This is a genomic window from Allochromatium vinosum DSM 180, from assembly GCF_000025485.1.
GTDB lineage: Bacteria > Pseudomonadota > Gammaproteobacteria > Chromatiales > Chromatiaceae > Thermochromatium > Thermochromatium vinosum.
Window position 1 is genome coordinate 3,143,466 of record NC_013851.1, and the last position, 22,037, is coordinate 3,165,502.

Genomic DNA, 22,037 nt, shown 5'->3' on the forward strand with positions numbered 1-22,037 from the left:
CCGCCATCACCACGGCCGTTCGAGGCGCCGAAACTCGCGCCAGCGCTCATCGAAGCCGCTCAGTAGATCATAGGCCTGATGGGTACGCCAGCCGATCAGGGCACCCGCATAGCGGATGACCTCGACATCGGACTCATCCGCGAGCAGCTCGGTGAGCAGGTCGGACATGACCGCCGCGTCGTTGAGCACGCCCAGCAGATCCTGGAGTCCTTTCAGGCGACCAATGAAGTCGTCGAGACCCGGAACGATGGGGGCGAAGAACTCGGCGGCATACCGCAGTTTCTTGCACTCGATGCGCAACAGATGCATCGACTCCGGATCGTTCCGGTCGAGTCCCAGACCCGCTTCCAGCACATGGCGCATGAGACGATCCAGCCGTTTGCGCGCATATTGCACGATCGGCCGTTCGAGCGTCCGACGCGCCTGCCGCGACAGCTCGGCCCGAGTCCAGGCGGCGTGCCCGAACCAGTCGGGAAAGTCGAGCTTGAAGGCCAGATAGCGTTCGCTGTCGAGCATCGCGCGCACCGGCTCATAGGCCGCTGCCCGCTGCCGCTCGGCGAGCGCGGCCAGCCGCTCGCCGCCGGACAGCGGCAGCCGGTCGCGAACGGCCGCCAGCCCCTCATCGATGAAGACGTCGAGATCCCGCGCCGCACCGAGCTGGTTGGCGATCCAGCGCAGTTCCTCGCTCCAGGGCCGGCTGACGGTCTTGGGCACCGCCGTGCGGAAGGCCGACAGGGCGGCGCGCATCCGCCGCGAGCTGACGCGCATCTGATGCACGCCCTCGGTGTCGTCCCAGGAGCGGGCCTGGTCCTCCCACGACAGCATGGCCTGAAAATCGTGGCACAGGATCTCGGCCAGCGCCTCGCTCACCGTCAGACCCGCATGCATGGGAACCGGTGTTTTGCTCTTCCGCTTGTTCATGGATCTCTCGCGATTCCGGAACCGGTTATCAGTTTATCCGGAAGTAGGCCACCTGCTCGTGCAACAGCTTGGAGAGGTCGTTCAACTGGGCACCCCGGCCGAATCCCGACTCGGCCGCCTCGGCATGATCCTGCGCCAGGGCCGCGATCTGATTGATGGCCACGGCGATCTCCTCGGCCATGCGGCTCTGCTCCTCGGCGGCGCCGGCGATCTGATGGGTCATGTCGGTCAGGATCGCCACGGATTCGGCGAAGGCGTCCAGATTCTGAACCGCCTGACCATAGTGATCGACGCTTTGCCGGGCGCGGTCACGATTGGCATGGATGACCTCGACGGCGGCACTGGAGCTGCTCCGTAGCGCGCCGATCAGCGTCTCGATCTCCTCGATCGAGCGCTGGGTGCGCTGCGCGAGCTGACGCACCTCGTCGGCGACCACGGCGAAGCCGCGACCATGTTCGCCGGCACGCGCCGCCTCGATCGAGGCGTTCAGCGCCAGCAGATTGGTCTGGCCGGCGATCTCGCGGATCACGCCGAGCACGTTGCCGACCGACTGGCTGCGATCGGCCAGACTCAGCACCACCTCGGCGGCCTGATCGATTTCATGCGCCAGGGCTTCGATGATTTGCGTCGTTTGATCGAGAATCTGACGGCTGTGTTCGATGCGCCGGCGGGCGTCGCTGGTGGCGTCGACGGCGCGGCTGGTGTGGTCGGCGACCTGCTGTGCCGCATTGGCCAAATGCGTGACCGCGTTATCCACATGGCCGGTCTCGGCCTTTTGGCGGTCGAATTGAATCTTGCTGTGCTCGGCCAGACGCACCATGTTGCTCGCCGAGTCATGCAGATCGCCGCTGGCCACATGCAGGTGTCCGATGATGTGGCGCAGACGCTCGGCCATGCCCTGCAGCGCGCGCATCAATGTTCCGACTTCGTCCTGGCGTCCGGTCTCGAAGGAGACATTCAGATCGCCCTCGGCCAGCGCGGATACGGTGACAACGGCCGTATGCAGGGGACGCAGAGCATGGCGCATGTAATAGAACAAGCCTAGGGACGCCAGGATCAGCAGCAGGGCGACCCCGGTATAGGCGATGAGCTCGAAGCGACGCTGTTCGAGATGAGCGGCCGTAGCGTCGGCGACACTGACCAGATGCGCCAGCGGCTGTCCGTCGACGCCGGGCAGCGGCAGGAGCGTGGCCGTGTAGGTCGCCGTATCGATGGATCGGGTCTGGCGGTCGATCCGTCCCAGCGCCGGCCAGGTCAGCCCCAACTGTTCGAAGAGATCCGGACGCGTGCCGGCGAACAGCGAGCCTTCGGCACTGACCAGATAGACCTCGGCATCCTGTATGGCCTTGAACCGCTCCAGAACCGTGCTCAGTGATCTCTGAAACACGACCGTACCAATGGGTTCATGGCGCACCAGCAGCCGAAACGCCAGCAGCGCGACGGGTTCGCCCTGCGCATTGAGCCCGAGGCCGTGCTTGGGCCGATTATCGGCAGCCGCAGCCGTGACCAGGGCTTGCACATGGCTGGAGACAGCCGACGCCTCATCGCCATACAGACGCTCGCCATCGAGCTTTAACACGATCAGCTGATCGAAATAGCCCTGCTCGCTGACCAGATTGATCAGTGACTCGACGGCCTGACGCGCGGCCTGCGCATCGCCGCTCTTGAGCGCCTGCCGCAATGCGAAGTCGCGCTCGAAGTCGACCATGCCGGTGTTCATGTGCTCGAACAGACGTTCCAGACTTTGGTTCCAGACCAGACTGCGGCCCGAGGCCGCCTCCTGGGTGAGGCGTTGTTCGAGTCGGAGGTTGCCGGCCTGGGCGACCAGGATCAGGGCGGCGGCGACCGTCAGGGTGACGAGGATCGCCGCAAGGGTGACGCTTTTTCGGATAGTCATGAGTCACTCGGCGTCTCGGTGGCCGATGGAGAGGGGTGCGCGATGGATGCAACAGCGGGGCGGCTGGAAGGGCTGCATTACAGCAGAGCCATGTGACCGGGTGATGACAACCGGGCACAGCCGGTCAAGTGTTCTTCGAAAACCCTGCCGCTCACACTGAACGCGGTTTATGATTCGACCCTTATGCTCTCGACAGACACAGGCCGGCCCGTGAATCGACCAAACCGCTCCCATCCCGAGATCCCGAACGTGCCCATGCTGGCCTTGGAACGCCGCGCCGCCGCCGGACTCGCCGCCATCTTCTCGACCCGGATGCTTGGGCTGTTCATGGTGCTGCCGGTGCTGGCGCTCTATGCTCACGACCTGCCCGGCGCCACGCCGCTGCTGGTCGGACTGGCGATCGGCGCCTATGGGCTGACCCAGGCGCTGTTCCAGATCCCGCTCGGGCTGCTGTCGGATCGAATCGGGCGCAAGCCGGTGATCTATGGCGGGCTGGTGCTGTTTCTGGTGGGCAGTCTGGTCGCGGCCCTGGCCGACAGCATCCAGTGGGTGATCATCGGGCGCGCACTCCAGGGCAGCGGCGCGATCGCAGCGGCCATCATCGCCCTGACCGCCGATCTCACCCGCGACGAGGTGCGTACCAAAGGCATGGCGGCGATCGGGATCAGTGTCGCCCTGTCTTTCGCTGCCGCGCTGGTGCTGGGACCGCCGCTCACGGGGTTGATCGGGATCTCGGGTCTGTTCTGGCTCACGGCCCTGCTCGCACTCGGCGGGATGCTGCTGCTGGCTGCTGTCGTGCCCGATCCCGAGCAGTCGAAGGTCCATCGCGACGCCCAGCCGGTGCTCGATCAGCTCGCCGGCGTGGTCCGCGATCCGACACTGATCCGGCTGGATCTGGCGATCTTCATGCTGCATCTGACCATGGTCAGTCTGTTCGTGGTGCTGCCGCTGTCGCTGCGCGAGGCCGGGCTGCCCGTGACCGAGCACTGGATGCTCTATCTGCCGGCGGTACTGGTGGCGATCCTGGCCATGGTGCCCTTCATCGTGCTCGCCGAGCGGGGCGGACGGGTACGTTCGGTCCTGATCGGCTCGGTGGCGGTGCTCGCGCTCTCGATGCTGGGCTTCTATCTGTTCAATCAAACGCTGTGGCTGGTCGGGGTGCTGCTGGCGGTAGTCTTCACCATCTTCAATCTGCTGGAGGCGGTGCTGCCCTCGCTGGTCTCCAAGGCGGCGCCGGCCGGGACCAAGGGCACGGCCATGGGCGTCTTCTCCAGCTCGCAGTTCGTCGGCGCCTTTCTCGGCGGCCTGCTCGGCGGGCTGGCGCATGAGCAATTCGGTGGCGAGGCGGTCTATCTGGTCGGGATGCTGACGGCCCTGCTCTGGCTGCGGCTGGTCTGGACGCTGCCGATCCCGGAGAACCTGAGTCGTCATGTGATCGCGCTCGGCACCTCGGGCGCCACGCTCGATGTCTCCAGCCTGGAACGGCGGCTGCTGGAGATTCCGGGCGTGAAAGAAGCCGTGATCGCCCTCGACGAGGGCGTCGCCTATCTCAAAGTGGACAGTCGTCAGACCGATTGGGCAAGATTGCAGACGTTTTCGGCGGCCAACGCCTAGCCCGACCGGCTAGTCGACTGGTCGCTTTCGGATTTATATGAGGTCGATAACCGGCGTCCGCGCGCGACCGGTGGGAGTTTAGAGACATGGCGACACGAGGTGTCAACAAGGTGATCCTGATCGGCAATCTGGGTGCCGATCCCGAGGTGCGTTACATGCCCAGCGGCGATGCCGTGGCCAATGTGCGCATCGCCACCAGCGAGAGCTGGAAGGATCGCAATACGGGCGAGTTGCAGGAGCGGACCGAGTGGCACAACGTGGTCTTCTTCGGCAAGCTCGCCGAGATCGTCAAGCAGTATCTGCACAAGGGGTCCAAGATCTACGTCGAGGGCAAGCTGCGCACCCGCAAGTGGCAGGCCCAGGATGGTCAGGATCGCTACACTACCGAGGTCGTCGTCGACATGGGCGGCACCATGCAGATGCTCGACAGTCGGCCGGGCGGTGCCTCCTCCGTGCCCTTTGACGACGCCCCGCCGTCTGCGCGCGGCGGTAGCGGTTCGGGCAGTGGCCGGCCAACCGCACCAAACGCGCCCCGGCCGAGCAATCAGGACAGCGGCGGCTTCGGCGGCGGGGCCGATTTCGACGACGACATCCCATTCTAAGTGCGCAGCTTTGCTAGTCGAATCAAGCTCTTATGGCATAAAAACCACAAGTATCTCTGAAGTTCCACCTCAAAGTCATCCGCAATCCCTTGAGGTGTACGGGGTCGCATCCTGAAAATAATTCGCTATCAGCGAATATTGACGCACTGAAGGCGAACAGGCAAAATATAAACGTTGCTTAACCAGACTAACAGCTCGCGCAACATAGACCCCGTGTCTAGGGAGGCCTTCAGGCCTCTACCTACTCTGCCGGCCACATCGGTCGACGCCCTCGCCGGGGTGCCGCGTGCCGGACGAGAAATTTGGGACGACGAGCCGCGAGACTCGTCGTCATGTTGCTAGGTAGGTAAAACCGCAGTCTAGTCCGCCTCTGTTACCCGCGAGGAGTTGGGCATTCCGTCCAACTCGTAACAAGAGGAATTAGCTATGACTGATCGAAAGAGCAACAGACTGCGGAAGCTACTCAGGAATCTTAAAAGGCTTCTCCTAAACAAGCATGTTTGGCGTCTTATCTTATGGGTGTTCAGACTGCTTGCTTGGCTAGAGGGTTGGCCAGAAGATAAATGAGTAGCAACCTACCTGAATGCAGCGTTAGATAATCATGTTGAATCAAGCTCTTAAATTGACAAGACAGTTTCACCGGATGAGCCAGGCTGCTCTTGCGGAGAAACTGAGCATTTCCAAGTCTTATTTGTCCGAGTTGGAGAGCGGCAAGAAGATTCCGACTATAGATATTTTGGAGCGATATTCCGCCACTTTCAAAGTTCCAACCTCGTCATTCTTGATTTTTTCTGAGAATATTGCAACTGGAGAAACCGCGTTTAAACCTGCAAAGAAGGCTCTTCGCATAATGGAATGGATTGCCGAGAGCGCCGATGAAGAAAATTAAATCCCCATATGCAATCAATCAATCTCCACTCTACAAGATCTACTCGCTCAAGAAGCTCTGCGAAGTATTGAAATTTGATCGCAAGGTGATAGCCAAGCTATTGAAGTCGCAAGATAATTATAAAAAGTTCCACCAGCATGACGGCGCCAAGTCTCGCCTAATAGAATATCCAAAGCCTCGTCTAGAGGCGGTGCACAAGCGAGTTTTTTCCCTTCTTTCCAGAATAACTACGCCTGAATACCTTCACTCTGGCGTTAGTGGTCGCTCCTATATAACTAATGCACAACAGCATAGCAGCGCACTTGCTGGATTCAAGCTTGATATCAAGTCATTTTTCTTGAGCACTACGACTGATCATATCTACAAGCTTTTTAGGTTTTCTTTCGGTTGTAGCTTTAAGGTATCACAAACACTAGCTTCCCTGCTTTGTGTTTCTGGACATCTACCAACCGGAAGTTGTGCTAGCCAAGTCCTGGCATTCTTTGCGCACAAAAAGATGTTCGATAAACTTGCAAAAACCGTAAATCAGTTTGGCGGCAAAATGACTCTGTACGTAGATGACCTCTACGTATCAATTCAGTACGTCAAGCGGTGGCATATTCGCCGTCTAGACCGCATAATCCGTGGTAACGGTTTGTTCGCGCACAAAGGACGCGTTTATCAGAGGGTAAAACCTAAGCTGATTACAGGTGTCATCCTTATTGATGGCAAAATGAAACTGCCCCATGCAAAACATCGCAAGATCAGAGATACTCGGAATGCAGCTCGCATATGCAGCAGCCGCAGTCAGAAGAGTCTTTTGATGAGATCGTTGGTGGGGCAGCTAACAACAGGTAGCTTACTCGACCCTAGTCTTAAATCAAGGGTAAAACCTGCTCGAAGCTACCTACAGCGTCTCGAAAAACAACACCAAGTTTAAGAGGCTGTCTAAAAACTAAGAAATTGATTTTTATGTATATTTTTTGGAAAATATGGCAAGGTTCACGAGTCAATTAACTTCACTCATGTCGTGAATATGACTTCAAAAAAAGAATCTTCGCAAAAATACCCAAGCGATATCTCCGATGAAGAATGGGAGATTGTTGAAAGCATTTTCGAAGAACTTGAGCCTTATACAACAGGCCGACCAAGATCAAGTGATCTACGTGAAATCTTGAACGCTATTTTTTATTTAAACAAAACAGGTTGTCCGTGGCGTTATTTGCCAAATGATTTTCCATCCTACAAACTGGTTAACTATTACTACAATAAGTGGACAGATAACAAATTGCTTGAAAATCTTAATACCGCTTTACGCGAGCAATTACGCGAAAAAAAAAGACCGAAAACCAGATCCAACAGGCGCGATCATCGACAGCCAAAGTGTCAAGGGAACCCCTGAGTCTAGACGGGCCTCTGGGTTCGATGGCGGTAAGTTAGTCAAAGGCCGCAAGCGGCATATCGTTGTAGATACAATGGGTTGCGTGCTTGTCGTGTGGGTGCATGCCGCCAACATGTTTGATGGCACAGCTGCACGCGAAGTGATCGCACGCTTATTTCTACTCATCCAATCCGTCAAAATTATTTGGGCGGATGGAGCCTACGCCGGGGCAGAGCTGATTGAGTGGGTATTTAAGCAGTTTGCCTGTACGCTCACTATTGTTAAGAAGCAGACCGGTCGCCAAGGTTTTCATGTCTTGCCACGTCGTTGGGTCGTTGAAAGAACATTCGCTTGGCTTGGTCGTTCGCGTCGATTGAGTAAAGATTACGAGCGTAAGCCAACCTCAAGTGAGTCTCAAGTTTACTTGGCGTCTAGTCGGTTGTTGCTTCGCCAAATTTGCAATAATCAAATTCACTATAAATTGGCTACTAGCTAGAAAAGACTGTTTTTCCAGTTTCTAGACAGCCTCTAAGTTGGGACCATCATTCCACACGGCAGAATTGGATGCCTGATTAGACCAATGACGCCTAATCGGTCATTTAATTGGGTTGATCAAAATATCGACATAAGCCGAGCAATCCTGTTAAGGCCAGCGCATCAATAGGCAGTGCCTGACACGTTCCCATAATTGAAAAAAGCGAAATATGGCCAGCGGAACATTGCTGCGACAACTCATCAAATCGGGAACGCAAGGTGATGCTGCTGGCTTCCGTGCGGCATCCGAAGCCGTTATCAAAGAGGAGCGCGAAAAGAACCATCATCTGCTCGCCAATGACTTGGAGCGTTTGCTTTATGGCGATCAGGCAACAGTCGGAAACAATGCACGCAAGTTACAAAGCCTGCCAGGCCTACCGGCCAACAAAGACAATGGTCTTGCGCTGCTTGAAGAACGAGCCGTGATTCGGGAGGAGAAGGACATCATCCTCTCGGATGCTACGCAGTCGGCACTCGATGAAATCCTCATGGAACATAACCGGGCTGACGTACTGCGATCTTATGGTATGCAACCCGCCCAAAAGCTATTGTTCTGCGGCCCTCCAGGTTGTGGCAAAACGCTAGCCGCCGAGGTTATTGCGCATGCCCTGTCTATGCCACTCATTCTCATCCGGCTGGATTCGGTTATTTCTTCTTTTTTAGGGGAAACCGCCGCCAACTTGCGCAAGGTCTTCGACTATATCGCGGCTTACCCAGTCGTTGCGCTATTCGATGAATTCGATGCGCTAACCAAGGATCGCGGCGACAGTGCTGATCACGGCGAACTCAAGCGCTCCGTCAATGCCGTCCTGCAGATGATGGATGGATATCGCGGCGAGAGCATCCTCATTGCAACCACGAACTACGAAGCCCTGCTGGACAAGGCGGTGTGGCGGCGTTTCGATGAGATTGTGCGATTCGAGACGCCCAATCTGGAGCAAATCAAGCGTCTGTTGGCACTGAAGCTCTCCGGTATCCGCCGTAATTTCGAGTCTGATGATAGCCAAGTGGCCTCCCTGTTCAAAGGCATGTCGCATGCGGACATCGAGCGGGTTCTTCGGCGCGCGGTCAAGGAGATGATCCTGTCTGGCCGGGAATTCCTGGAAAAGAGTCATATCGATACCGCGCTGGCCCGCGAGTATCGCCATAAGAACTGAGGGACGAAGGGGAAGGCATGGCCCATAAACACTTACGCCTGGAGCGAGAAGCTCCCTCAACGGAACGACATCCGAGGCGTCATCCGGGCGTCCACCCTCCTGCCGATCCGAGAGCACATGGCACCGCGTTGGCCGGACGGCTTAGCCAAGCGCGGCAACGAGCGACAGAAGAAGACGTCGGCGGATTCGACGATCGCACGCTGCTTAAGATTCGACTGCGTGCGGGCGACAAAAACGTACCTACCTTCAATGCCATTCCTGGCGTGGAGATCGTCAGTCAGGAAGACGAATCCATCGTGCTGGCCTTTGCCACCGATGAAGGCTTGAGCGAGTTCGAAAGTCGCCTGACCACCCTTGCGCGCGATGGGACCGTCACGCGCAAGGAACTGCTCTACGTCATCGAAGACTTCGACCACTGGACTCCCGATGACCGCACCGGGGCGGCGTTGCTTGAGCAAGGACTTCCGGCCACACTAACCTTCGTACTCGATGTAGAACTCTGGCCCCAGGAGCGACAAGACAAGCGCCAGGCAATGCTGGACGACGTCCGGCAACCCTCGCTCGTCATGGTCCGCGTGCGTTGTAATCGATCACAGTCCGAACAGATCCTGCGTCACCGTGATGTGCGCACGGTCGATCTCCCCCCACGCTTGGGCGTCACCGTACAGCTGCTGCATACCGACATCAATCAGTTTCCTCTGATCGATCCTCCGTCCGACGATGCTCCGGCCATTGGCGTACTGGATTCCGGCTTGACACGCGGACATCCGCTGCTTGGCGCGGCGGTCGGCGACGCACAAGGCTACCTTACGCCACATCGCCGTGCGGATGACACCACTCCTCACTGGCACGGCACCTTCGTCAGCGGGCTTGCGTTGTACGGCGACGTCCAAAGCCACATTCAGCAGGGGCAGTTCGTCCCGCAGCTTCGCCTGTTTTCCGGCAAGGTATTCGAGGACGGCGGACAAGACCAAACCGAGTTCGTCGAAAAGGCGGTCGAAGAAGCTGTTCATGATCTGCATGCACAATACGGCTGCCGCGTGTTCAATCTGAGTTACGGCGACCTGAACAAGGTCTACGATGGCCGTCATGTGCGCGGGCTGGCCTATACGCTGGATCGGCTGACACGTGAGTTGGGCATTCTGTTCGTGGTACCGACGGGCAATCTGTCACCATCCCAGTTGCCTGCTGACACACGCACGCACTACCCCGACTATATGCTGGAAGACGACGCTCGCCTACTGGATCCTGCCACATCGCTCAACGCCCTGACCGTCGGCGGCTTGAGCCAGAATGAGGCCACACGCAACGCACAGCGCTATCCCTTCACGATTGAAGACCATGTGTTGGCACGGACGGGGCAACCGTTTCCATTGACTCGCAGCGGTCCGTCCATCAATGGCGCCATCAAGCCCGACTTGGTCGCGCCTGCCGGCAACATCGCCCGGCGGCGCACGGGAGGCGGCACAGACCATACTGGGCTGGGGGTGGTGTCGCTCAATGGTGGCTTTGTCTCTGGGACCGCGTTTAAGGAAGACATCGGCACCAGTTACGCCGCACCGCAGGTCGCCCACAAAGCCGCGCGGCTACTGGCGGAAATACCCGATGCCTCGCCCAACCTGCTGCGCGCACTGATCGGCGTTCATGCCCGCTGGCCGCAACCTAGCGAGACCCTGTTGAACTCCGGCAACCGTACTGAAGCCCGAGACAAGCTCTTGCGCCTCGTCGGTTACGGATGCGTGGACGATGCGGCGCTCTACCGCTCGCTGGATCACAGTGTCACGCTGCTGGCCGAAGAACGTATCGACAACGACCGACATCACTTCTTCGAACTCCCCTTGCCCGACTGTTTCTGGGCCGGCTGTCGCCGCACTCGTGAGGTAGCCGTCGCGCTTGCCTATAGCCCTGTGGTGCGCACCACGCGGCTGGACTACCGGAGAACGAAGCTCTGGTTTCATCTGGTGACGGCAGAGAGCTTAGAGGTGGTCACTCAGGCTTACCGGCGCAATCGGGAAAAAGGTATGGGTGAGCGCAACACTAGCCGCTGGTTGTGCAACGACATCCGTAAAAACGGCACGTTGCAGGTCTCTCGTTGGAGCTTCAAACAAACCCTGAACAATAACCACAAAGTGTTTATCGTGGTGACTCGACAAGACAACTCCTGGTCCGATGGGCGCGATGAAGACGAGTCCTATGCGCTTGCCGTAGTGCTTAACGATCGAGAAGAGGGCAGTGCTCAGCTTTACGTCCAAGTGCGTGCAGCGCTGCAAGCTCGTGTCCAGTTGCGTGCGCGTGCTCGTGTTTGATGCCCTGTCAAGCCAAGCTCTTGCTACTTTGAAAACAACATTCATGAACAAGCAAAAACTCGAACTCACCTGGACCGGCAAGGAAAGACGCCCCCGGCTGGAGCTATCTATATCGCCGGATGATCCGGAGCTGGCCGAAGACTGATGAACGCCGAACAGCTCCAGCAGCGCATCCGCTTGGGCGAGGACTCGACCCTGGAACTCAAGCGGTTGGCGATCAAGGACAGCGGCAAGGTGTTCGAGCCGCATCCCGATGGCCTGTCCGACGAACTGGCGGCGATGGCCAACGCCAGCGGCGGCCTGCTGGTGCTGGGCGTGGACGACCGGACGCGCGAAATCATCGGCTTGCCGCTGGAACATCTGGACCGCGCAGAGACCTGGCTGACGGCGATCTGCACCGACCGTATCCAGCCGCCGCTGGACATCGTCACCCGTCACCTGACCCTGCCCGATGCGACCGGAACCCCGGTGCCGGTCATCACCGTGGAGGTGCCGCGCAGCCTGTGGGTACACAAGAGCGCCAACGGCTATTTCCGTCGCGTCGGGCACGCCAAGCGCGAGCTGACGCCCGATGCGCTGGCCCGACTGTTTCAACAACGCAGTCAGGCCCGGCTGATCCGGTTCGAGGAGCAGACGGTGCCTGGCTGTACCCCCGACGATATCGATGCGCTACTGGTGCGCCGCTTCCTGCACCCGGACGAAGGTGAGATACCCGAGCAACTCGAACGCCTGCACCTGCTGGCCCGGCACGACGAGCAATGGGCGCCAACGGTGGCCGGCGTGCTGCTGTGCACGCTCGACCCGACGCGCTGGCTGCGCAACGCCGAGATCCTGGCCGTCGCCCATCACGGCGTGCGCAACGACCCCAATGAACAGATCGACGCCCTGGAGATCCGGGGACCGCTGGATCGGCAGATCTTCGACGCCTTGCACTTCGTGCGCCGCAACATGGTGACGGTAGCGCGCAAACGTCTGGGACGCATCGATTACCCGCAATACGCCCTGGACGCGGTCTTCGAGGCCATCGTCAACGCGGTCGCGCATCGCGACTATTCGCTTCACGGCCAGCGCATCCGTCTGTTCATGTTCAGCGACCGGCTGGAGATCCACTCGCCCGGCGCCCTGCCCAATACCCTGTCGCTGGAGTCCATGACCCGCCTGTCGGTGCCACGCAACGAAATCCTCGCCAGCCTGTTCGCGCGCTACTACCCGGTGGACGATCCGACGCTGGGCCGACGTCTGCTGATGGATCGTCGCGGTTTCGGGGTCGAGATGATCCTGCGCGAAAGCGAACGCCTCTCGGGCCGACGACCGCTGTATGAAGCCATCGGCGACCTGGAACTGTGTTTGACCATCTACGCCCAAGACTTGCCGGTGGGAGCCAGATGAAAGCGCGTCTGTTGCATGCGGTGAAGAGCCGGCTTTGATGACTCCTTCGGCTGAAGCCAGAGCCTCCCGCTCGCTTTCAAACAGACCGAGCTGGTGGCTAGTGTCGACAGCGCGTATTTGCCGGTACACTCGCTGCATTACCCTATACGCGGATGTTCTTTGCCATACAACTCACAGTGTACACCGATTGGATGCCCTTTTGCGACACCCTCTGAAAGGCGGGGCTTGGTAATTTTGGTAACATCGCGGATCGAATCGACATCCATCGAACAGGACCGACCATGCAGTGGGAAACCGTCATCGGTCTCGAGATCCACACCCAGCTCGCGACCCAGTCCAAGATCTTCTCCGGCGCGCCGACCGCCTTCGGCGCCGAACCCAACACCCAGGCCTGCGCCATCGACCTGGGGCTGCCGGGCGTGCTGCCGGTGCTCAATGTCGAGGCGGTGCGCCTCGCGGTGCGCTTCGGTAAGGCCATCGACGCCGAGATCGCGCCGCGCTCGGTGTTCGCGCGCAAGAATTACTTCTATCCCGACCTGCCCAAGGGCTATCAGATCAGTCAGTACGAGCTGCCGGTGGTCGGCAAGGGCCGGGTCGAGATCGTCCTCGACGACGGCACGGTCAAGACCATCGGCGTCACCCGCGCCCACCTGGAAGAAGACGCCGGCAAGTCGCTGCACGAGGACTTCCACGGCTTCACCGGCATCGATCTCAACCGCGCCGGTACGCCGCTGCTGGAGATCGTCTCCGAGCCGGATCTGCGCTCGCCGGCCGAGGCCGTGGCCTATGCCAAGAAGATCCACCAGATCGTGCGCTACATCGGCATCAGCGACGGCAACATGCAGGAAGGCTCCTTCCGCATGGACGCCAACGTCTCGGTGCGTCCGGTCGGGCAGAAAGAATTCGGCACCCGCGCCGAGATCAAGAACGTCAATTCCTTCCGTTTTCTGGAGAAGGCCATCGCCTTCGAGGTCGAGCGCCAGATCGATCTGATCGAGGGCGGCGGCACCGTGGTCCAGGAAACGCGGCTGTACGATGCCGTCAAGGACGAGACGCGCTCGATGCGCACCAAGGAGGAAGCCAACGACTATCGCTACTTCCCCGATCCGGATCTGCTGCCGCTGGAGATCGACGACGCCTTTCTGACCGAGGCGACCGCCGATCTGCCGGAGTTGCCGGATGCCAAGCGCGCGCGCTTCCAGTCCGAGTACGGGCTGTCGGAGTACGACGCCAATCTGCTGACCGCCAGCCGTGAGCTGGCCGATTACTACGAGACCGTGGCCCGCGCCTGCGGCGAGCCGAAGCTGGCGGCCAACTGGGTGAGCGGCGAGCTGATGGCGGCGCTCAACAAGAGCGAGTGCGAGATCGGCGCCAGTCCGGTGTCGGCGAGTGCCCTGGCCGGTCTGATCGCGCGCATCCAGGACGGCACGGTCTCGGGCAAGCTGGCCAAGCAGGTGTTCGAAGGCATGTGGAACGGCGGCGGCGAGGCCGATGCCGTGATCGAAGCCCAGGGTCTCAAGCAGATCACCGACACCGGCGCCATCGAGTCCATGATCGAGGCCATCGTCGCCGCCAACCCGGAGCAGGTCGAGCAGTACCGCGCCGGCAAGGACAAGGTGTTCGGCTTCTTCGTCGGCCAGGTGATGAAGCAGAGCGGCGGCAAGGCCAATCCGGCCCAGGTCAACGAGATCCTCAAGCGCAAGCTGGCGCCCTGAGAGCGCGGGTCGTGCGGGGCGCGATACGCGCCCCGATTTATGCTTTAGCGTATGGCTGTGGTTTAATGCCGCTTTCGACGCGCGCCGTCCTGGTGCGTCGCCTACGACCACAGTCCCGATCATGTCACAGGCTATATCCGCTCAATCCCGTTGCGCCCAGGTCGAACGTCACACGCTCGAAACCCAGATCCGCGTCAGTCTCGACCTGGACGGTCAGGGTCGAGCGTCCTTCAAGACCGGCGTGCCCTTCCTGGAGCACATGCTCGATCAGGTGGCGCGTCACGGTCTGATCGACCTCGACATCGAGGCGGTCGGCGACCGACATATCGACGATCATCACACGGTCGAGGACCTGGGCATCACGCTCGGTCAGGCGCTCGCGCGTGCGCTCGGCGACAAGCAGGGCATCCGCCGCTATGGTCATGCCTATGTGCCGCTGGACGAGGCACTCTCGCGCGTGGTGATCGATCTGTCGGGGCGACCGGGACTGGTCTATGGCGTCACCTTCACCCGCGCTCAGATCGGGGCCTTCGATGTCGATCTGTTCCAGGAGTTCTTCCAGGGACTGGTCAACCATGCCGGGATGACGCTGCACATCGACAACCTGCGCGGCGTCAACTCCCATCACCAGGCCGAGACCATCTTCAAGGCGTTCGGGCGTGCGTTGCGCATGGCCATCGAACCGGACCCGCGCATGGCCGGCATCACGCCCTCGACCAAGGGGACGCTGTAAGGCGTCACCTCTGAAGCGTTCATTCGACATCCCACAGCCATACAGCGAGAGAGCAATCCGGTGCTGCTGATTCCCGCGATCGATTTGAAGGATGGCCGCTGCGTGCGGCTGCGTCAGGGCCGCATGGACGATGAAACCATCTTCTCCGACGACCCGGTCGAGATGGCCGGACGCTGGGTCGACGCCGGCGCCCGACGGCTGCATCTGGTCGACCTCAACGGCGCCTTCGCCGGCGAGCCGGTCAATGGCGCGGCCATCCGCGGCATCGCGGCGGCCTATCCCGAGCTGCCGATCCAGGTCGGCGGCGGCATCCGCGATGAGGCGACCATCGACGCCTATCTCAAGGCCGGCGTGCGCTACTGCATCATCGGCACCCAGGCCGTGCGTGAGCCTGAGTTCGTCGCCCGCGCCTGCCGCGCCTTCCCAGGGCACATCATGGTCGGGCTCGACGCCAAGGATGGACAGGTCGCCATCAACGGCTGGGCCGAGATCACCGAACATCGGGTCGAGGATCTGGCGCGGCGCTTCGAGAACGACGGCGTGACGGCCATCGTCTATACCGACATCGGGCGCGACGGCATGTTGTCCGGCCCCAATATCGAGGCCACGCGCGCCCTGGCCGAGGCGGTGCGGATTCCGATCGTCGCCTCCGGCGGCATCACCGACATCGACGACATCCGCGCCCTGTGCGAGGCGGGCGGCATCGAGGCCGCCATCACCGGACGCGCCATCTACGAAGGGACGCTCGACTTTGCCGAAGGCCAGCGGTTGGCCGACATCCTGAGCGGTACCGAGCAATGAGCGCGAACGATGTCTGGCTCGACGCCATCGCCTGGGGACCGGACGGTCTGGTCCCGGCCATCGCTCAGGAGCGCGGGACCGGCAGCGTGCTGATGCTGGCCTGGATGAATCGCGAGGCACTGCGTCTGACGCGCGAGACAGGACACGCCGTCTACTGGTCGCGCTCGCGCGCGCGGCTGTGGCACAAGGGCGAGGAATCCGGCCACCAGCAGGTGGTCCATTCGATCCGCCTCGACTGCGATGCCGACGTGATCTTGCTTGAAGTCGAGCAGAAGGGCGGCATCGCCTGTCATACCGGGCGCCATGACTGTTTCTACCGCGAGCTGGATGCGGCCGGCGACTGGGTCGAGATCGCACCCGTGCTCAAGGATCCAAACGCCATCTATAGCGGCTCGAAGTAACCAGGTAGCCTAGTGCCATGAACGACGTACTCGACCGACTCGCCGAGGTGCTGGAGTCGCGCAAAGGCGCCGACCCGGACTCGTCCTATGTCGCCAAGCTCTACGCCAAGGGACTCGACGCCATCCTCAAGAAGGTCGGCGAAGAGGCCACCGAGACCGTGATGGCCGCCAAGGATGGCGTGCCCGACAAGCTCGTCTACGAAGTCGCCGATCTGTGGTTCCATACGCTGGTGCTGCTCGCGCAGCAGGGTCTGGGGCCGCGTCAGGTGCTCGACGAGCTGGACCGGCGCTTCGGTCTCTCGGGGCTGACGGAGAAAGCCGGCCGCCAGGGCTGAACATAGATCACCAACCATCGAGCGTCCGCTCACTCTGGGGTTCGAACCATGTCTCTCGCGATGCAGCCCGATGATCCGGGCGCCGAACAGCCGTTCATCTCGCATCTGGTCGAGTTGCGCGATCGTCTGATCCGCATGCTGATCGCCATCGGCGTGATGGTGCTGGTGCTGCTGCCCTTCGCGAACGGTCTCTATGCTTATGTGGCCGCGCCGCTCCTGGCGCAGTTGCCCGACGGCAACACCATGATCGCCACCCAGGTCGCCTCGCCCTTTCTGACGCCCTTCAAGCTGGCGCTGATCGCGGCGGTGTTCCTGTCGATGCCCTATCTGCTCTATCAGCTCTGGGCCTTCGTCGCGCCCGGTCTCTATCAGCACGAGAAGCGCCTGGCCGTCCCGCTGCTGGTCTCCAGCATCTTCCTGTTCTATCTCGGGATGCTGTTTGCCTACTACGTCGTCTTCCCGCTGGTGTTCGCCTTCATGGTCGGCACCACGCCCGATGGCGTGGCCATGATGACCGACATCTCGGCCTATCTGGACTTCGTGCTGACGCTGTTCTTCGCTTTCGGCGTCGCCTTCGAGATCCCGATCGCGACCATCCTGCTGGTGGCCATCGGCGCGGTGACGCCCGAGGGACTGGCACACAAGCGGCCCTATGTGATCGTCGGCGCCTTTGTGGTCGGCATGTTCCTGACCCCGCCGGACGTGATCTCGCAGACGCTGCTGGCGGTGCCGATGTGGCTGCTGTTCGAACTGGGAATCCTGCTGTCGCGAGTGCTGCTCAAGGGTCGGCTCGCCGAGGATTCCGACTCCGGCGAGCCGCCACCGGCCGGTTCGGCGCCGAAGCCGCTGCCCGTCACACCGAGCGCCGGCGGCGGGGCTGTCGGTCGCGAGCTGTCACCCGGCCTCGATGACCCGGATCGCTGGCGCCCCATGACCGACGCCGAGATGGAGACCGAGCTGGATCTGATCGATGCCGAGGACGCACGTCTGGCCCAAGCCGCCAAGACGAACGCGCCCCCGGTCACGCCGGCCGGGTCATCCGCCGCCGAGACGCCGGCGATGCCCGTCGATCCGGTCGAAGACAAGATCGTCCGCGCCAACCAATTGCGCGATCTCGGCAACGACTTCGCGGCGCGTCAGATGCTCTATCAGGTGCTGGAAGAGGGCGATGCGACCCAGCGTCAGGTCGCGCGCAACATCCTGAATCAGCTCGACGAACACTGACTGTGAGGTCCATCACGAAACGCGATCGAACGATTGGATTTTTTGCTTAGAAGATGGTGATATTGCTTTTGTCAATGAATCTTGTGGTATACCATCAATGGTCATCCGTAGGCCAAGAGTGAGTGTGACCGTGGGTTCAGGCTCCCAGATTCATTACAAACAGAACCGACTCAAGCAGTTGCGCGCTTTCTGCCATGCCGCGCGCACCGGCAGCGTCAGTGCTGCCGCCGAGAAGATCTTTCTCAGTCAGCCAACCGTATCGCTCCAGATCCAGGCGCTCGAACGCGAGTTCGGGACCGTGCTCTTCGAGCGCCGCAGACCCAAGATCAAGCTCACGCCCGAGGGAGATCTGCTGTTCCAGATGGCCGAGCCACTGGTCGAGGGCATGGACAAGCTCCACGAGGCCTTCGCCACCCAGGCCGGGCGCGTGGATCAGGGGGTGTTGAACATCGCCGCCGGCGAGTCGACCATCCTCTACATCCTGCCCGAGCCGATCCAGGCCTTCGTCGAGCAGTATCCGGGCATCGAACTGAAGATGCACAACGTCACCGGGCGCGATGGTCTGGCGATGCTGCGCGCCGACGAAGTGGATCTGGCGGTGGGATCGATGATGGAGATCCCGGACGACATCACGTATCGCCCCTTCGTGACCTATCAGCCGACCCTGATCACGCCGCTCGATCACCCGCTCGCCGGCAAGGAGCGGGTGACGCTGGAGGAGATCGCGCCCCATGGCCTGATCCTGCCGCCACGGCATCTGAGCACCTGGCGCATGGTTGATCTGGTGTTCAAGCAGCACAACCTGAGCTATCGCGTGACCATGGAGGCCGGCGGCTGGGAGGTGATCAAGAAATATGTCGAACTGGGTCTCGGCATCTCGATCGTCACCGACGTCTGCCTCACGGGCGAGGAAAAGCTGAGCCGCATCCCGATCGGTCAGTATTTTCCGCGACGCAGTTACGGTATCGTGCAGCGTCGTGGTAAATTCCTCTCCCCACAGACGAAGTGTTTCATCAAGACGCTCGATCGCGCCTTTGCCGATCGTCTCGTCGAACCGCCGCCGCCACCGCAGCCGCAGACCGCCGGCGACACCGAATAGGAAGACGCCCTCTTGGGCTGACGCGCCCCGGAAGGCCGCTCTGAGCCAGAACGCGCCGGTGAACACCACCCGCGCCGGATGGCTGTCCGATGTATCCGCCCCCGCATCAAGGATGTGTGTCCCGCCTGCTCTCATGGCGGGGCGGGCATCATTCGCATCTATCAACTAGCTTTATCACAACGAGACAGTCTTGCATAACATCAAGATCACCATGGACCTGACGAAACGTATCGGCCAGCGCCTGCGCTCGGCCCGGCATGAGCAGAAGCTCAGTCTCGCCGATCTGTCAGCCCGCACCAACTCATTGTCCAAGTCGCGCATCAGCAACTATGAGCAGGGCATCCGCCGCATGGGGCTGGAGGAGGCTCATGAGCTGTCCGTGGCCCTGGGCACGGTCACGCCGACCTATCTGCTGTGTCTCGACGATCGGGGACCGCTCTCGGATCGCGAGCTGGAGCTGATCGATCACTTCCGCCGCACCGACGAACGCGGACGCGAGACGCTGCTGAGTCTCGCACGATCCCAGCCGGATCACGACCCGGCCGAGGACGCGGCGCCCGAGACCCTGGACGAATCCGGGGACGCTTGAGCGGCCGAGGTCAGCAGATGCGCGGCAGTTGCTCGCCCGCGAGCCAGTCGAGCAGACGCTCCCCGCCGAAACGGGTCTGCATCTGCACGAAGCCGAGCGGATCTTCGACGACCTCACCGATGATGGCGGCTTGCGCACCCAGCGGATGGGCGCGCATGGTCGCCAGCAGGGTTTCAGCCCGATCGGCCGGACAGATCGCCACCAGCTTGCCCTCGTTGGCGACATAGGCGGGATCGAGTCCGAGCAGTTCGCAGGCGGCCGAGACCGCCTCGCGGACCGGGATGTCGGTTTCGCGGATGCGCATCCCGACCCCGGATTGCTGGGCCAGCTCGTTGAGCGTGGTCGCCAGACCGCCACGGGTCGGGTCACGCAGACAGTGGATGTCGGGCACGGCGGCGATCATGTCGGCGATCAGGCCATGCAGGGCGGCTGAGTCGGACTGGATCACCGTCTCGAAGCCGAGGTTCTCGCGCTGGGACAGGATGGCGATCCCGTGGTCGCCGATGTGGCCGTTGATCAGGATGACATCGCCCGGCCGCGCCCGGTCGCCCGAGATCGCGATACCCTCAGGTACCACGCCGATTCCGGTGGTGGTGATGAAGACCCCGTCGCCCTTGCCGCGTTCGACGACCTTGGTGTCGCCCGTCACGATGGCGACGCCTGCCTCACGCGCGGCCTGCGCCAGACTCGCGACGATGCGCGCCAGATCGGCCAGCGGGAAACCTTCCTCCAGAACGAAGCTTGCGGCCAGATGCAGCGGTCGCGCCCCGGACATCGCCACATCGTTGATGGTGCCATGCACCGCCAGTGAGCCGATGTCCCCGCCCGGAAAGAACAGCGGCGAGACCACATGGGCATCCGTGCTCATCACCAGCCGGCCGGGCGGGACGCTGAACAGCGCCTGATCGTTGCCCTGGGACAGCCATTCGTTGTCGAGCGCCTGTTTGAACAGTTCGTCGATGAGCTGAGCCATGGCGCGTCCGCCGGCGCCATGGCTCATGTCGACCCGGCCGTTTTCGAGATCCAGTCGGGCGGAAAAGCGTGATCTGGTGGTCATCAGTTTCGTCCTGAAGATGGCATGTGTGTTCGATGGCTCCAGTAGGCCGCGCACGCGCCCTCGGACGAGACCATACAGGCGCCCATCGGATTGTCCGGGGTGCAGACGGTGCCGAACAGCTTGCACTCGGTCGGCTCCTTGAGTCCGCGCAGGATGGCCGGGCACTCGCAACCCTTGATCTCGTGGCTCGTCTCGACCCTGACCGGAAAGCGGCGCTCGGCGTCCAGGTCGGCGTAGTCATCGGCGAGTGCCAGCGCACTCTCGGGCAGGAAGCCGAGTCCGCGCCACTCGAAGCTCGGGCGGGTGACGAAGACGCGGGCCATGAGTTCGAGCGCTCGGGTGTTCCCGACCTCGCCGACGGCGCGGCTGTACTGGTTCTCGACCTCACGACGACCGTCGTTGATCTGGCGCACCAGCATCAACGCCGACTGCATGACGTCGAGCGGCTCGAAACCGGCGATCACGACCGGAATGCCGAACTGGTTCGGTACGAACTCATAGGGTCGCGTACCGATCACCGTACTCACATGCGATGGCCCCAGGATGCCGTCGAGCCGCACGCCATCGGGTCCGGCCAGCGACAGGATGGCGCGCAGCGCGGGCGGCGTGAGGACGTGGTTGCACAGGAAGGACAGGTTCTTCAGCCCTTCGGCGCGTGCCTGGAGGATGGCGACCGCCGTGGGCGGGGTCGTGGTCTCGAAGCCGATGGCCATGAAGACCACCTGACGCTCGGGTTCATCGCGTGCGATCCGCAGCACGTCCTGGGTCGAATAGATCATGCGCACGTCGGCGCCGGCCGCCTTGGCCTTGAGCAGCGTCTGACGACCGCTCGCCGGCACCCGCATCAGATCGCCATAGGTGCAGAGCGTCACGCCATGCTCGCGCGTCATGGCCATGGCCTGATCGAGCCGTGCCATCGGCAGCACGCACACCGGACAGCCCGGACCATGGACGAAGCGCAGATTGGGCGGCATCAACTGCTGGACGCCATAGCGGAAGATGGCGTGCGTGTGTCCGCCGCAGAACTCCATCAAGCGGTATTGGCGCGCCGGATCGACCTCGGCGGCGATGGCGGCAGCCAGTTGGCGTGCCAGCCGTTGGTCGCGGAATTCGTCGATGTATTTCATGCCGGCTTGGCGACCGCGTCAGCGTTACCCATCTCTTCGTCGAGCAGTCGCGTCATCTCGGCCATGAGCTTCAGCGTCTCCTGGGCCTCCTCCTCGCTGATCCGGTTGAGCGCATAGCCGACGTGCACCAGCACATAGTCGCCGACCTCCACCTCCGGAACCAGCGCGATCGAGACCTCGCGCGACACTCCGCCCAGATCGACCACAGCCGTGTCGATGGCCGGATCGATGCGAGTGACATGGGTGACGCGAGCCGGAATGGCGAGACACATGATGGACTCCTGGAA

At 61.3% G+C, this 22,037-nt stretch carries 22 protein-coding genes; 17 read left to right on the top strand and 5 right to left on the bottom strand.

Features of this window, described 5'->3' with window-relative positions; all coding sequences use genetic code 11:
- Nucleotides 1–6: 6 nt before the first annotated feature.
- Together ALVIN_RS13875 and ALVIN_RS13880 are read right to left on the bottom strand one after the other, a co-directional pair.
- The gene (locus ALVIN_RS13875) at nt 7–921 is read right to left on the bottom strand and encodes a CHAD domain-containing protein (protein ID WP_012971955.1); all 915 of its coding nucleotides are present in this window, start codon (nt 919–921) and stop codon (nt 7–9) included.
- A gap of 28 nt (nt 922–949) precedes the next feature.
- Nucleotides 950–2,818 carry a methyl-accepting chemotaxis protein gene (locus ALVIN_RS13880; protein ID WP_012971956.1) on the bottom strand — a complete coding sequence of 623 codons (1,869 nt, stop codon included), beginning with the start codon at nt 2,816–2,818 and terminating at the stop codon, nt 950–952.
- A 255-nt stretch (nt 2,819–3,073) separates the two neighbouring features.
- Between ALVIN_RS13880 and ALVIN_RS13885 the strand changes: the two genes are divergently transcribed.
- The 17 genes from ALVIN_RS13885 (at nt 3,074) to ALVIN_RS13950 (ending at nt 19,566) form a co-directional block, all read left to right on the top strand.
- Entirely contained in the window at nt 3,074–4,432 is a 1,359-nt protein-coding gene (locus tag ALVIN_RS13885; RefSeq protein WP_012971957.1) for an MFS transporter, read from the top strand.
- Between the two features lie 86 nt (nt 4,433–4,518).
- Nucleotides 4,519–5,034 carry a single-stranded DNA-binding protein gene (ssb, locus tag ALVIN_RS13890; protein WP_012971958.1) on the top strand — a complete coding sequence of 172 codons (516 nt, stop codon included), beginning with the start codon at nt 4,519–4,521 and terminating at the stop codon, nt 5,032–5,034.
- A 601-nt stretch (nt 5,035–5,635) separates the two neighbouring features.
- Nucleotides 5,636–5,923 (top strand): helix-turn-helix domain-containing protein, encoded by a 288-nt coding sequence (locus ALVIN_RS13895; protein ID WP_012971959.1) that lies wholly within the window; start codon nt 5,636–5,638, stop codon nt 5,921–5,923.
- Nucleotides 5,910–6,842, top strand: coding sequence for a reverse transcriptase family protein (locus ALVIN_RS17660; protein WP_012971960.1), 933 nt, complete (start codon nt 5,910–5,912; stop codon nt 6,840–6,842). Before ALVIN_RS13895 ends, ALVIN_RS17660 begins: the two co-directional genes overlap by 14 nt.
- Before the next feature lie 96 nt (nt 6,843–6,938).
- Nucleotides 6,939–7,304, top strand: a complete 366-nt coding sequence (locus tag ALVIN_RS18065) for a transposase (RefSeq protein WP_223295282.1) — start codon at nt 6,939–6,941, stop codon at nt 7,302–7,304.
- Nucleotides 7,195–7,779, top strand: coding sequence for an IS5 family transposase (locus ALVIN_RS17240; RefSeq protein ID WP_223295226.1), 585 nt, complete (start codon nt 7,195–7,197; stop codon nt 7,777–7,779). The genes ALVIN_RS18065 and ALVIN_RS17240 overlap by 110 nt, the downstream gene beginning before the upstream one ends.
- Nucleotides 7,780–7,987: 208 nt before the next feature.
- On the top strand, nt 7,988–8,974 hold the full coding sequence (locus ALVIN_RS13900) for an AAA family ATPase (RefSeq protein ID WP_012971961.1): 987 nt from the start codon (nt 7,988–7,990) through the stop codon (nt 8,972–8,974).
- A gap of 17 nt (nt 8,975–8,991) precedes the next feature.
- Nucleotides 8,992–11,280 (top strand): S8 family peptidase, encoded by a 2,289-nt coding sequence (locus ALVIN_RS13905; protein ID WP_012971962.1) that lies wholly within the window; start codon nt 8,992–8,994, stop codon nt 11,278–11,280.
- 144 nt (nt 11,281–11,424) lie between these two features.
- Nucleotides 11,425–12,669: an ATP-binding protein gene (locus ALVIN_RS13910; RefSeq protein WP_012971963.1), complete on the top strand. Its 1,245-nt coding sequence runs from the start codon at nt 11,425–11,427 to the stop codon at nt 12,667–12,669.
- Between the two features lie 281 nt (nt 12,670–12,950).
- Nucleotides 12,951–14,384, top strand: coding sequence for an Asp-tRNA(Asn)/Glu-tRNA(Gln) amidotransferase subunit GatB (gene gatB, locus ALVIN_RS13915; RefSeq protein ID WP_012971964.1), 1,434 nt, complete (start codon nt 12,951–12,953; stop codon nt 14,382–14,384).
- A gap of 121 nt (nt 14,385–14,505) precedes the next feature.
- Nucleotides 14,506–15,117, top strand: coding sequence for an imidazoleglycerol-phosphate dehydratase HisB (gene hisB / locus ALVIN_RS13920; RefSeq protein WP_012971965.1), 612 nt, complete (start codon nt 14,506–14,508; stop codon nt 15,115–15,117).
- Nucleotides 15,118–15,177: 60 nt separating this feature from the next.
- On the top strand, nt 15,178–15,918 hold the full coding sequence (hisA, locus tag ALVIN_RS13925) for a 1-(5-phosphoribosyl)-5-[(5-phosphoribosylamino)methylideneamino]imidazole-4-carboxamide isomerase (protein ID WP_012971966.1): 741 nt from the start codon (nt 15,178–15,180) through the stop codon (nt 15,916–15,918).
- The gene (gene hisI / locus ALVIN_RS13930) at nt 15,915–16,319 is read left to right on the top strand and encodes a phosphoribosyl-AMP cyclohydrolase (protein WP_012971967.1); all 405 of its coding nucleotides are present in this window, start codon (nt 15,915–15,917) and stop codon (nt 16,317–16,319) included. The genes hisA and hisI overlap by 4 nt, the downstream gene beginning before the upstream one ends.
- Before the next feature lie 17 nt (nt 16,320–16,336).
- Nucleotides 16,337–16,654 carry a phosphoribosyl-ATP diphosphatase gene (locus ALVIN_RS13935; protein WP_012971968.1) on the top strand — a complete coding sequence of 106 codons (318 nt, stop codon included), beginning with the start codon at nt 16,337–16,339 and terminating at the stop codon, nt 16,652–16,654.
- A 48-nt stretch (nt 16,655–16,702) separates the two neighbouring features.
- Nucleotides 16,703–17,878: a twin-arginine translocase subunit TatC gene (tatC, locus tag ALVIN_RS13940; RefSeq protein ID WP_012971969.1), complete on the top strand. Its 1,176-nt coding sequence runs from the start codon at nt 16,703–16,705 to the stop codon at nt 17,876–17,878.
- Nucleotides 17,879–18,008: 130 nt separating this feature from the next.
- The gene (locus tag ALVIN_RS13945; protein WP_012971970.1) at nt 18,009–18,977 is read left to right on the top strand and encodes a LysR family transcriptional regulator; all 969 of its coding nucleotides are present in this window, start codon (nt 18,009–18,011) and stop codon (nt 18,975–18,977) included.
- A gap of 211 nt (nt 18,978–19,188) precedes the next feature.
- Nucleotides 19,189–19,566, top strand: coding sequence for a helix-turn-helix domain-containing protein (locus tag ALVIN_RS13950; RefSeq protein WP_043796342.1), 378 nt, complete (start codon nt 19,189–19,191; stop codon nt 19,564–19,566).
- A 10-nt stretch (nt 19,567–19,576) separates the two neighbouring features.
- Here ALVIN_RS13950 and hypE read toward each other — a convergent pair whose 3' ends face one another.
- Genes hypE through ALVIN_RS13965 form a run of 3 tightly spaced genes read right to left on the bottom strand, consistent with a single transcriptional unit; the run spans nt 19,577 to nt 22,022 of the window.
- Complete coding sequence (gene hypE / locus ALVIN_RS13955) at nt 19,577–20,623, bottom strand: hydrogenase expression/formation protein HypE (protein WP_012971972.1); 1,047 nt, start codon at nt 20,621–20,623, stop codon at nt 19,577–19,579.
- Nucleotides 20,623–21,750, bottom strand: a complete 1,128-nt coding sequence (gene hypD, locus ALVIN_RS13960) for a hydrogenase formation protein HypD (protein ID WP_012971973.1) — start codon at nt 21,748–21,750, stop codon at nt 20,623–20,625. The genes hypE and hypD overlap by 1 nt, the downstream gene beginning before the upstream one ends.
- Nucleotides 21,747–22,022: a HypC/HybG/HupF family hydrogenase formation chaperone gene (locus ALVIN_RS13965; protein WP_012971974.1), complete on the bottom strand. Its 276-nt coding sequence runs from the start codon at nt 22,020–22,022 to the stop codon at nt 21,747–21,749. The genes hypD and ALVIN_RS13965 overlap by 4 nt, the downstream gene beginning before the upstream one ends.
- Nucleotides 22,023–22,037 lie beyond the last annotated feature (15 nt).

Coding starts and splice junctions, on each gene's coding strand:
- ALVIN_RS13875 (WP_012971955.1), bottom strand. CDS start 921: ATGAACAAGCGGAAGAGCAAAACACCGGTTCCCATGCATGCGGGTCTG.
- ALVIN_RS13880 (WP_012971956.1), bottom strand. CDS start 2,818: ATGACTATCCGAAAAAGCGTCACCCTTGCGGCGATCCTCGTCACCCTG.
- ALVIN_RS13885 (WP_012971957.1), top strand. CDS start 3,074: ATGCTGGCCTTGGAACGCCGCGCCGCCGCCGGACTCGCCGCCATCTTC.
- ssb (WP_012971958.1), top strand. CDS start 4,519: ATGGCGACACGAGGTGTCAACAAGGTGATCCTGATCGGCAATCTGGGT.
- ALVIN_RS13895 (WP_012971959.1), top strand. CDS start 5,636: ATGTTGAATCAAGCTCTTAAATTGACAAGACAGTTTCACCGGATGAGC.
- ALVIN_RS17660 (WP_012971960.1), top strand. CDS start 5,910: ATGAAGAAAATTAAATCCCCATATGCAATCAATCAATCTCCACTCTAC.
- ALVIN_RS18065 (WP_223295282.1), top strand. CDS start 6,939: ATGACTTCAAAAAAAGAATCTTCGCAAAAATACCCAAGCGATATCTCC.
- ALVIN_RS13900 (WP_012971961.1), top strand. CDS start 7,988: ATGGCCAGCGGAACATTGCTGCGACAACTCATCAAATCGGGAACGCAA.
- ALVIN_RS13905 (WP_012971962.1), top strand. CDS start 8,992: ATGGCCCATAAACACTTACGCCTGGAGCGAGAAGCTCCCTCAACGGAA.
- ALVIN_RS13910 (WP_012971963.1), top strand. CDS start 11,425: ATGAACGCCGAACAGCTCCAGCAGCGCATCCGCTTGGGCGAGGACTCG.
- gatB (WP_012971964.1), top strand. CDS start 12,951: ATGCAGTGGGAAACCGTCATCGGTCTCGAGATCCACACCCAGCTCGCG.
- hisB (WP_012971965.1), top strand. CDS start 14,506: ATGTCACAGGCTATATCCGCTCAATCCCGTTGCGCCCAGGTCGAACGT.
- hisI (WP_012971967.1), top strand. CDS start 15,915: ATGAGCGCGAACGATGTCTGGCTCGACGCCATCGCCTGGGGACCGGAC.
- ALVIN_RS13935 (WP_012971968.1), top strand. CDS start 16,337: ATGAACGACGTACTCGACCGACTCGCCGAGGTGCTGGAGTCGCGCAAA.
- tatC (WP_012971969.1), top strand. CDS start 16,703: ATGTCTCTCGCGATGCAGCCCGATGATCCGGGCGCCGAACAGCCGTTC.
- ALVIN_RS13950 (WP_043796342.1), top strand. CDS start 19,189: ATGGACCTGACGAAACGTATCGGCCAGCGCCTGCGCTCGGCCCGGCAT.
- hypE (WP_012971972.1), bottom strand. CDS start 20,623: ATGACCACCAGATCACGCTTTTCCGCCCGACTGGATCTCGAAAACGGC.
- hypD (WP_012971973.1), bottom strand. CDS start 21,750: ATGAAATACATCGACGAATTCCGCGACCAACGGCTGGCACGCCAACTG.
- ALVIN_RS13965 (WP_012971974.1), bottom strand. CDS start 22,022: ATGTGTCTCGCCATTCCGGCTCGCGTCACCCATGTCACTCGCATCGAT.